Source organism: Nocardioides sp. P5_C9_2 (assembly GCF_054049555.1).
Genome location: NZ_JBFUMD010000115.1, coordinates 1 through 9,021, shown reverse-complemented (window position 1 = coordinate 9,021; position 9,021 = coordinate 1). Strand labels below are relative to the sequence as shown.

The following is a 9,021-nucleotide window of genomic DNA, read 5'->3' as shown; positions in this document are numbered from 1 at the left end:
GGACGAGGCCGAGGGCCTCGTCGAGACGGCTCGTGTCGGCCCCGCCGCCCTGGGCGACGTCGTCCTTGCCGCCGCCGCGACCGCCGATGAGGCCACCGACGGTGCGGACCAGCTCGTTGGCGCTGACGCCGCGCTCGCGGCCGGCGTCGTTGACCGCGGCCACGAGGGCGACCTTGCCGTCGACGACCCCGGCGACCACGACGGCACCCGCGCGGTCCAGCTTGCCGCGCACGTCGAGGGCCAGGGTGCGGACGTCGCCGCCGCCGATGCCCTCGGCCCGGTGCACGACCACGGCGACCCCGTCGACGTCGACCGCCTGCGCGGCCAGCTGGCCGCCCCCGGCGAGCAGCTGGGACGTGCGGGCCCGGTCGAGCTCCTTCTCGGCGGCCCGGAGCCGCTCGGTGAGGTCCTGGACCCGGCCGACGAGGTCGTCGGGCTGGGTCTTGAGCAGGCCGGTCAGCCGGGCGACCACGTCGCGCTCCCGGGCCAGGTAGCCGAAGCCCTCCACGCCGGTCAGCGCCTCGATGCGGCGGTTGCCGGAGCCGACGCTGGCCTCGCCGGTCACCACCACGGTGCCGATCTGGGACGCGTGCTCGACATGGGTGCCGCCGCAGAGCTCACGCGACCACGGGCCGCCGATCTCGACGACACGCACCTTGGTGTTGTCGTAGGTCTCCCCGAAGAGCGCGATCGCGCCCCACTCCTTGGCCTGCTCCAGGGTCATGTACTGCCAGCCCACGGGCAGGTCGGCCCGCAGCGCCTGCTGGGACACCAGCTCGATGTCGCGGACCTGCTCCGGCTTCAGCGCCTGCGTCCAGCCGAAGTCGAGGCGCAGGTAGCCGGGTCGGTTGTACGAGCCGGCCTGCAGGGCCGTGGGACCGAGCACCTCGCGCAGCGCGGCGTGCACCACGTGGGTGCCCGAGTGCGCCTGACGGGCACCCGTGCGCCACTCGGGGTCCACCCGGGCGTGCAGCAGGGCGTCGGCGCCGAGCTCGCCCTCGAGCACGCGCACCTGGTGGACGACGAGGCCGCGCACGGGCCGCTGGACGTCGAGCACCTCGAGCCGCCCGCCGTCGAAGTCGATCGTGCCTGCGTCGGCCACCTGGCCGCCGGACTCGGCGTAGAACGGGGTGCGGTCCAGGACCACCTCGCCCACCTCGCCCTGGGCCAGCGACCGGACGCTCGCGGCGCCGCTGAGCAGCGCCAGCGCACGCGACTCGGTCTCCAGGGTCTCGTAGGCCAGCCACTCGGTGGGACCGTGCGCGTCGAGGATCCCGCGGTAGAGCCCGGTGTCGGTGTGCCCGCCCTTCTTGGCGCGGGCGTCGGCCTTGGCCCGCTCGCGCTGCTCGGTCATCAGGCCCCGGAAGCCCGGCTCGTCGACGACCAGCCCCTGCTCGGCCGCCATCTCCAGGGTCAGGTCGATCGGGAAGCCGAAGGTGTCGTGCAGGGCGAAGGCCCGCTCACCCGACAGGGTCGTGCCGCCGGCCTTCTTCACCTCGCCGGCCGCGAGGTCGAAGATCTGGGTGCCGGCCTGGAGGGTCTTGCGGAACGTCTCCTCCTCGCCGTACGCCACGCGGGCGATGCGCTCCCAGTCCCGCGCCAGGTCGGTGTAGGTCTCGGCCATCTTGTCCCGGCTGACCGGCATCAGCTCCGGCAGCGCCGGGTCGTCGTAGCCGAGGAGGCGCATCGAGCGCACGGCGCGGCGCAGCAGGCGGCGCAGGACGTAGCCGCGGCCCTCGTTGCCCGGGGTCACCCCGTCGCCGATGAGCATCATCGAGGAGCGCACGTGGTCGGCGACGACGCGGAAGCGCACGTCGTCCTGGTGGTCGGCCCCGTAGCGGCGACCGCTCAGCTCCATGGCCCGCTCGATGACCGGGAACATCACGTCGATCTCGTACATGTTCTGCTTGCCCTGGAGCAGGAAGGCGACGCGGTCCAGGCCCATGCCGGTGTCGATGTTCTTCTTGGGCAGCGAGCCCGCGATGTCGAAGTCCTCCTTGGACCGCACGGCGCTCAGCTCGTCCTGCATGAAGACGAGGTTCCAGAACTCCAGCAGCCGGTCCTCGAGCGGCACCGGCATGTCGGGGCCGAGGGTCGTCGGGTCGAAGTCGGGACCCCACTCGGGGCCGCGGTCGTAGAGGATCTCCGAGCAGGGGCCGCCCGGACCGGGGACGCCCATCGACCAGTAGTTCTCCTTGCGGCCCAGCCGCACGATGCGCTCGTCGGGCAGTCCGGTGATCCGGCGCCAGAGGGCGATGGCCTCGTCGTCGCCGACCAGCACCGAGGGGTAGAGCCGCGACTCGTCGAGCCCGAATCCGCCGTCGGCGACCGGCTTGGTGATCAGCTCCCACGCCAGCTCGATGGCGCCTTCCTTGAAGTAGTCGCCGAAGGAGAAGTTGCCGCACATCTCGAAGAACGTGCCGTGCCGCGTCGTCTTGCCGACGTCCTCGATGTCGGGCGTGCGCACACACTTCTGGACGCTCGTCGCCCGCGCGTACGGCGGAGTCTCCTGGCCGAGGAAGTAGGGCTTGAAGGGCACCATGCCGGCCGGCACGAACAACAGGTTCGGGTCGTCGGCCAGCAGGCTCGCTGACGGGACAGGCGTGTGAGCGCCCCACCTCGACCCCGCCTCGAAGTGCGAGACGAAGCGGCGGCGKATCTCGGACGTGTCCATCAGGAGGGTTCCTCTGTGTCGGTGGTGCTGTCGGTGGGCGCGGTGCGTGCCCTCGCATCCAGCTCGGGGATGCCATGAGGGACCAGGCCGAGGCGTTCGCGCAACTCGGTTTCCTTCTCGACCTGTCCCGCGGCGACCTCCTCGCGGAACATCCGTGCCCCCACGGCCAGACCGCTGAGACGGTCCCGCAGCCCGTCCGCGGTGAGGGACTCGGCCACCCTGCGGGCGCGGGTCAGGGCGTAGGCACCCGCTCCCGCTCCGGCGACGAACCAGAACGTCCTGGCCATCAGGCAGCGTCCCCCTCGTCGCGTGCCTCGGCCATCCGTGCCCGCTCCCTGGCCTGCATGTCGCGCAGAGCGGTCTTGAGGTCGGTACGCCGCTGCTTGCGCGAGCGCTTGACCTCGCGCCCGACCTCGAAGCGGATCCGGTTGCGCGTTGCCGGCGACAGGGCGCGGCGCAGCCCGTGGGCCAGTCCGGCCGCCTTGATCACGCCCTCGCGGGCCACGATGTCGGCGAAGACCGCCCGGTCGATGTGACCCTGCACCGGGACGTCGGCGCCGTCGTGGCCGGCCTCGTCGCGGTCGCCGTCGACCTCGCCCTCGCCGACCCCGGTGATGACGTACGACGCCGGCGGCTGCACGAGGTGGGACCCGCGGTCCCGCGAGGCGACGAGCTCGGCCTCGAGCGCGTCGACGCGGTCGGCCAGGACGCCCTGCCGGCGCCCGTAGCGGCGTACGGCGACGGCCAGCGCGAGCACGACGACCAGCAGGAGCGCCGTCAGGGCGCCTCCTGCTGCCAGCCAGATCTGCTCGGAGCTCACCGGGCGACCCTATCGTCCGCGCACGAGGCGACGGATCCGCTCCCACCGCTCCCTGACCGCGGCCTCCGCGCCCAGCGCCGTGGGGCGGTAGTACGTCGCGTCCTCGACGACCTCGGGGGCGTACTGCTGCTCGGCCACGCCGAACGGCTCGTCGTGGGGATAGACGTACGTCGACCCGTGGCCGATCTTCTTGGCGCCCGCGTAGTGGGCGTCCCTCAGGTGCGAGGGGACCTGGCCGATCCGTCCGGCCCGTACGTCGGCGCTGGCCGCGTCGATCGCCAGGGTCACCGCGTTGGACTTGGGGGCGACCGCCAGGGCGATGGTGGCCTGGGCCAGGTTGAGCCGCGCCTCGGGCATCCCGATCAGCTGCACCGCCTGGGCGGCCGCCACGGCCGTGGTCAGCGCGGTCGGGTCGGCCAGCCCGATGTCCTCGCTGGCCGAGATGACCAGCCGCCGGGCGATGAAGCGCGGGTCCTCGCCGGCCTCCATCATCCGGGCCAGGTAGTGCAGGGCGGCGTCGGCGTCGGAGCCACGGATCGACTTGATGAAGGCACTGATGACGTCGTAGTGCTGGTCGCCCTGGCGGTCGTAGCGCACCGCCGCCTGGTCGACGGCCGTCTCCGCCGTCGGCAGGTCGATGTGCGTCTCCGCGGCGGCGCCGGCCGCGGCCTCCAGGTAGGTGAGCACTCGGCGGGCGTCTCCCCCGGCGAGCCGGACCAGGTGCGCCCTGGCGTCGTCGTCCAGGGTGAAGGCCCCGTCCAGCCCACGCTCGTCGGCCAGGGCGTGCTCGACCACCTCGGACACGTCGTCGTCGGTGAGCGACTCCAGCCGAAGCAGCAGGCTGCGCGAGAGCAGCGGGGAGATGACGGAGAAGAAGGGGTTCTCCGTGGTCGCCGCCACCAGGGTCACCCACCGGTTCTCCACGCCGGGCAGGAGGGCGTCCTGCTGGGCCTTGCTGAAGCGGTGCACCTCGTCGACGAAGAGCACCGTCTCCTGACCACCCCGGGCCAGCTCGGCGCGTGCGCCGTCGATGGCGGCACGGACGTCCTTGACGCCGGCGGCGACCGCCGACACCTCGACGAAGCGCCGCTGCGTCTGCTGGCTGACGATGGAGGCGATGGTGGTCTTGCCCGTCCCCGGCGGACCCCACAGCAGCAGCGACATCGAGCGGTCGCCCTCGATGAGCTGACGCAGCGGCGAGCCGGGGGACCTCAGCTGGGACTGGCCGACGAGCTCGTCGAGGGTGCGCGGACGCATCCGCACCGCGAGCGGTGCCGAGGCGTGCAGCGCGTTGTCGGGCCCGGCGCCCGCGAGCGATCCCGTGCCCGCAGGCGGCCGACCGGAGCCGGGCACGTCGAAGAGTCCGTCCACGCCCGTGACAGTAATCCGCGTAACGAACGGTTCACGATCGGGGACCCTTTTGGTCTCGCCGGGTTCCGGGCCCGGTGCTCGGCCCCTTAATGGAGGCAGAGGTGCGACGCCGCTCGGGACGCCGGCACGCCGTCCGTCTCTTCTCACCGGAGGTCCGCTCATGAAGCGCACACCGAAGTGGCTCACCCTCGTTCCCGCCGTCCTGCTGCTGGCCGTGGCCGGCTGCTCGGGTGGTGACGGCGACGGGGACGGCTCGTCCACGAGCGCACCCGGAGACCAGTCCGCCGGTGGCTCGTTCAGCCTCAACAGCAGCGAGCCCCAGGCGTTCGCCCCGACCAGCAACTGCTACTCCTCCGACTGCAGCCAGATCATCAACCTGGTGTGGACCGGCCTGCTGAAGGTGGACCCGGAGACGTCCGAGCAGCAGCTCCAGATGGCCGAGTCGATCGAGTCGAAGGACGGCCAGCACTGGACGATCAAGCTCAAGGACGGCTTCACCTTCCAGAACGGCGAGCCGGTGGACGCCGCGTCCTTCCTCCGGGCGTGGAACTACGCGGCGTACGGCCCCAATGCGACCCAGCTCGGCTTCTTCCTCGCCCGGGTCGAGGGCTACGACGACCTCCAGGGGGACAACCCGAAGGCCACGGAGCTGTCGGGCATCACGGCGCCCGACGACCTGACCATCAAGATCACTCTGACCGAACCCTTCTCGCAGCTGCCGCTCGTGCTGAGCTTCACCCCCATCGGCGTGCCGATGGCGCAGGCGTGCCTGGACGACATCAAGGCGTGCAACGAGAAGCCGATCGGCAACGGTCCCTACGAGTTCGCCGAGCCCTGGCAGCACAACGACTCCATCACGCTGAAGACGTACGCCGACTACACCGACGACGCGACCGCCGGCCTTGCCGACGAGATCGTCTTCAAGATCTACGCCGACCTCAAGACCGCGTACCGGGACTTCCAGGCGGGCAACCTCGACATCGTGACGCCGGATCCCTCGCAGACCTCGCAGGCCCGCACGGCCTACCCCGACCAGATCCTCGAGGTCGACAACGGGGCGTACGTCTACATGGGCTTCCCGCTCTACGAGAAGAACTTCCAGGACGTCCGCATCCGCCGGGCACTGTCGTTGGCTGTCGACCGGCAGGCCATCATCGACCGCGTCCTGGACGGTCGGTTCACCCCGGCGACCGACGTGATCTCCCCCTTCGTGCCGGGCAGCCGCGACGACGCCTGCACGACCTGCGTCTACGACCCCGAGGAGGCCAAGAAGCTCTGGGACGAGGCCGGGGGGATCCCGGGCAACACGATGAACATCTGGTTCAACAACGACGGTGGGCACGAGGACTGGGTGCAGGCGATGGCCCAGGGGTGGCAGAGCGTCCTCGGCCTGGACTACGAGTTCAAGTCGCAGCCGTTCACCCCGTACCAGGCGGCGCTCGACACGCGCAGCACCGTGGACGGCCCCTACCGCCTCTCGTGGATCCCGGACTACGCGTCCCCGCAGAACTACCTCGATCCGCTCTACGGCCTGGGCAGCACCAACTATGGCGACTGGAAGGGCCCGGAGCACGACAAGTTCCTCCAGCTGCTGGCCGAGGGCGACGCTGCGGCCACGGTGGACGAGGGGCTGCCGTCCTACCAGGCGGCCGCGGACGTGGTGCTCGACTACCAGGTCAACATCCCACTGTGGTTCGGCAAGACGTTCATCGTCTTCAGCACGAACGTCGAGAACGTCAAGTACAGCCCCACCGACCAGCTGTTGCTCTCCGGGGTGAGTGTCACTCGGTGAGTGTGATGCCGGGTGCGGACCGGGTCGTGCAGTCCGCACCCGTCGTCGTCTCCCGTTCAGCCACCTGCACAGGAAGGGATGGGCGATGGGCCAGTACGCCGTACGTCGGCTGATCCAGTTCATCCCGGTGATGATCGGGACGCTGTTCCTGCTGCACTACCTGACGACGTTGTCCTTCCAGATCAACGGCAACCCCGTGCGCGCGCTCTTCGGGGACCGTCAACCACCACCGGAGACCATCGCGGCCCTGACCCGGGCCTTCGGCCTGGACGACCCCTGCCTCGACCAGCCGGGGAACCCGTGCGTCGGCATGTTCGTCGACCGGATCGGGGGCTACTTCCGCGGTGACTTCGGCGTCGACTTCAACCAGCAGCCGGTCACGGACCTGATCAGGCGAACCGTGGCCATCACGCTGCGCCTCACGTTCCTGGCGATCGTCTTCGAGGCGGTGGTCGGCATCCTCGCCGGTGTCCTCGCCGGTCTCCGCAAGGACCGCTTCGCCGACAACTTCGTCCGGATCGGGAGCGTGCTGGCGATCTCGGTCCCGATCTTCGTCCTCGGGGTGCTGGCGCAGATCTTCTTCGGCCTGTACATCGGCAACTGGGTGCGGGATCGCGGTGCGCCCGGTTGGGTGCAGGCGATCTTCTCCATCTCCTACCAGGCCGACTACCCGTGGGCGAGCCTGGTCGTCCCGGCCATGGTCCTCGGCGCCACGACCCTCGGGATCGTCGCCCGGATGACCCGCACCGGCCTCATCGAGTCCATGCGGTCCGACTACGTCCGGACCGCCAAGGCCAAGGGGCTCAAGCCCCGACGGGTGGTCGGCATCCACGCCCTGCGCAACTGCCTGATCCCGGTCGTCACCCTGATCGGCATCGACATCGGGGGGTTGATGGGAGGCGCGCTGGTCACCGAGGGCATCTTCAACATCCCGGGCGTCGGCGGCCTGGTCTTCCGCTCGGTGCGCAACGGGGAGACGCCGATCATCATGGCCGTCGTCCCACTGCTCGTCCTCGTGTACCTGGTCGCGTCCCTGCTGGTCGACCTGCTCTACGCCGTGCTCGACCCGAGGATCCGCTATGAGTGACGTCCCCACCCCCGATGCGCCGGGCCTGCTCATCCCGGGGTCTCCGCACGACCCCGCCCCTCCGGGCTCTCCCGACGCTCCGGGCACGGCCGTCGCGTCCGGGAGCATCTGGCGCGACGCGGGTCACCAGCTGGTGCGCAACCCGATCTTCGTCGTCTGCTCAGTGGTGGTGCTGCTCGTCATCTCGTGGGCGGCCTTCCCGACGCTGTGGACGGACCTCGGCAAGCTCGAGTGCGACATCAACGTCAACCGCACGCCCCCGTCGTGGTTCCCCGGCACCCCGCCCCCCGGCTACGACACGGACCTGGAGGGCCATCCGCTCGGCACGACGACACTGGGGTGCGACATGTACTCCCAGATCATCTGGGGAGCGCGTCCCTCCATCGTGGTGGCCGTCGTGGTGACCGCGCTGACGGCACTGGTGGGCACGACCCTCGGCCTGGTGGCCGGCTACTACGGCGGCCGGACCGACACCATCATCTCCCGCATCACCGACGTCTTCCTGGGGCTGCCCTTCCTGCTGGGTGCGGTGATCTTCCTGGCCCTGCTGCAGTCGCAGAGCATCTGGGCGGTCATCCTGGTCCTCGTGGTGCTGGGCTGGACCCAGATGACCCGCATCGTGCGCGGCACCACGCTCAGCCTGCGCGACCAGGACTTCGTCGAGGCCGCGCGCGCGATGGGAGCCACGAACCGCCGGATCATCCTGCGGCACATCCTGCCCAACGCACTCGCGCCGATCATCGTGCTGTGCACCATCTACGTCGGGTCCTTCATCGCCGCCGAGGCCACCCTCACCTTCCTCGGGGTCGGGCTCAAGCCACCCGAGGTGTCGTGGGGCATCACCATCGCGCAGGGCCAGGACTACGCGGTGGCGGGCTTCCCGCACCTGCTGGTGTTCCCGTGCACCGTGCTGATCGTCACCGTGCTCAGCTTCATCCTCATGGGTGACGCGCTGCGCGACGCCCTCGACCCGAAGGGCCGCTGATGTCCGACTCCGACGTCCTGCAGGCCGGCGACCCGGCCCGGGAGCGAAAGGGCAGCAAGACCATCGCCTCGCTGCACTTCGACGAGACCGCGCCACTGCTCGACGTCCAGGACCTGCAGGTCGAGTTCCACACCCACGAGGGGGTCGCCCACGCGGTCAACGGCGTCAGCTTCACGCTGGAGGCCGGGCGGACCCTGGGCATCCTGGGAGAGTCCGGGTGCGGCAAGTCCGTCACGGCGCAGGCGATCATGGGGATCCTCGACACCCCTCCCGCCCGCATCGCGGGCGGACG

At 70.6% G+C, this 9,021-nt stretch carries 8 protein-coding genes; 4 read left to right on the top strand and 4 right to left on the bottom strand.

Annotated features, from left to right (window positions below; all coding sequences use genetic code 11):
• The 4 genes from alaS to ACXJKL_RS08035 all read right to left on the bottom strand — a co-directional run.
• A partial coding sequence (alaS, locus tag ACXJKL_RS08050) for an alanine--tRNA ligase (protein ID WP_457206544.1) occupies nucleotides 1-2,674 on the bottom strand: 2,674 nt, incomplete at its 3' end.
• On the bottom strand, nucleotides 2,674-2,961 hold the full coding sequence (locus tag ACXJKL_RS08045; RefSeq protein WP_457206543.1) for a DUF6167 family protein: 288 nt from the start codon (nucleotides 2,959-2,961) through the stop codon (nucleotides 2,674-2,676). The genes ACXJKL_RS08045 and alaS, both read right to left, overlap by 1 nt.
• Nucleotides 2,961-3,494, bottom strand: coding sequence for a hypothetical protein (locus ACXJKL_RS08040; protein ID WP_457206542.1), 534 nt, complete (start codon nucleotides 3,492-3,494; stop codon nucleotides 2,961-2,963). The genes ACXJKL_RS08045 and ACXJKL_RS08040 overlap by 1 nt, the downstream gene beginning before the upstream one ends.
• A gap of 9 nt (nucleotides 3,495-3,503) precedes the next feature.
• The gene (locus tag ACXJKL_RS08035) at nucleotides 3,504-4,865 is read right to left on the bottom strand and encodes a replication-associated recombination protein A (RefSeq protein ID WP_457206541.1); all 1,362 of its coding nucleotides are present in this window, start codon (nucleotides 4,863-4,865) and stop codon (nucleotides 3,504-3,506) included.
• A gap of 160 nt (nucleotides 4,866-5,025) precedes the next feature.
• Here ACXJKL_RS08035 and ACXJKL_RS08030 point away from each other — a divergent pair, with 160 nt between their 5' ends.
• From ACXJKL_RS08030 to ACXJKL_RS08015, 4 genes are all read left to right on the top strand, one after another.
• The gene (locus ACXJKL_RS08030; protein WP_457206540.1) at nucleotides 5,026-6,657 is read left to right on the top strand and encodes a peptide ABC transporter substrate-binding protein; all 1,632 of its coding nucleotides are present in this window, start codon (nucleotides 5,026-5,028) and stop codon (nucleotides 6,655-6,657) included.
• A gap of 85 nt (nucleotides 6,658-6,742) precedes the next feature.
• Nucleotides 6,743-7,744 carry an ABC transporter permease gene (locus ACXJKL_RS08025; RefSeq protein WP_457206539.1) on the top strand — a complete coding sequence of 334 codons (1,002 nt, stop codon included), beginning with the start codon at nucleotides 6,743-6,745 and terminating at the stop codon, nucleotides 7,742-7,744.
• Entirely contained in the window at nucleotides 7,737-8,729 is a 993-nt protein-coding gene (locus ACXJKL_RS08020) for an ABC transporter permease (RefSeq protein WP_457206538.1), read from the top strand. The genes ACXJKL_RS08025 and ACXJKL_RS08020 overlap by 8 nt, the downstream gene beginning before the upstream one ends.
• The coding region (locus tag ACXJKL_RS08015; RefSeq protein ID WP_457206537.1) for an ATP-binding cassette domain-containing protein at nucleotides 8,729-9,021 on the top strand (293 nt) is incomplete at its 3' end. The genes ACXJKL_RS08020 and ACXJKL_RS08015, both read left to right, overlap by 1 nt.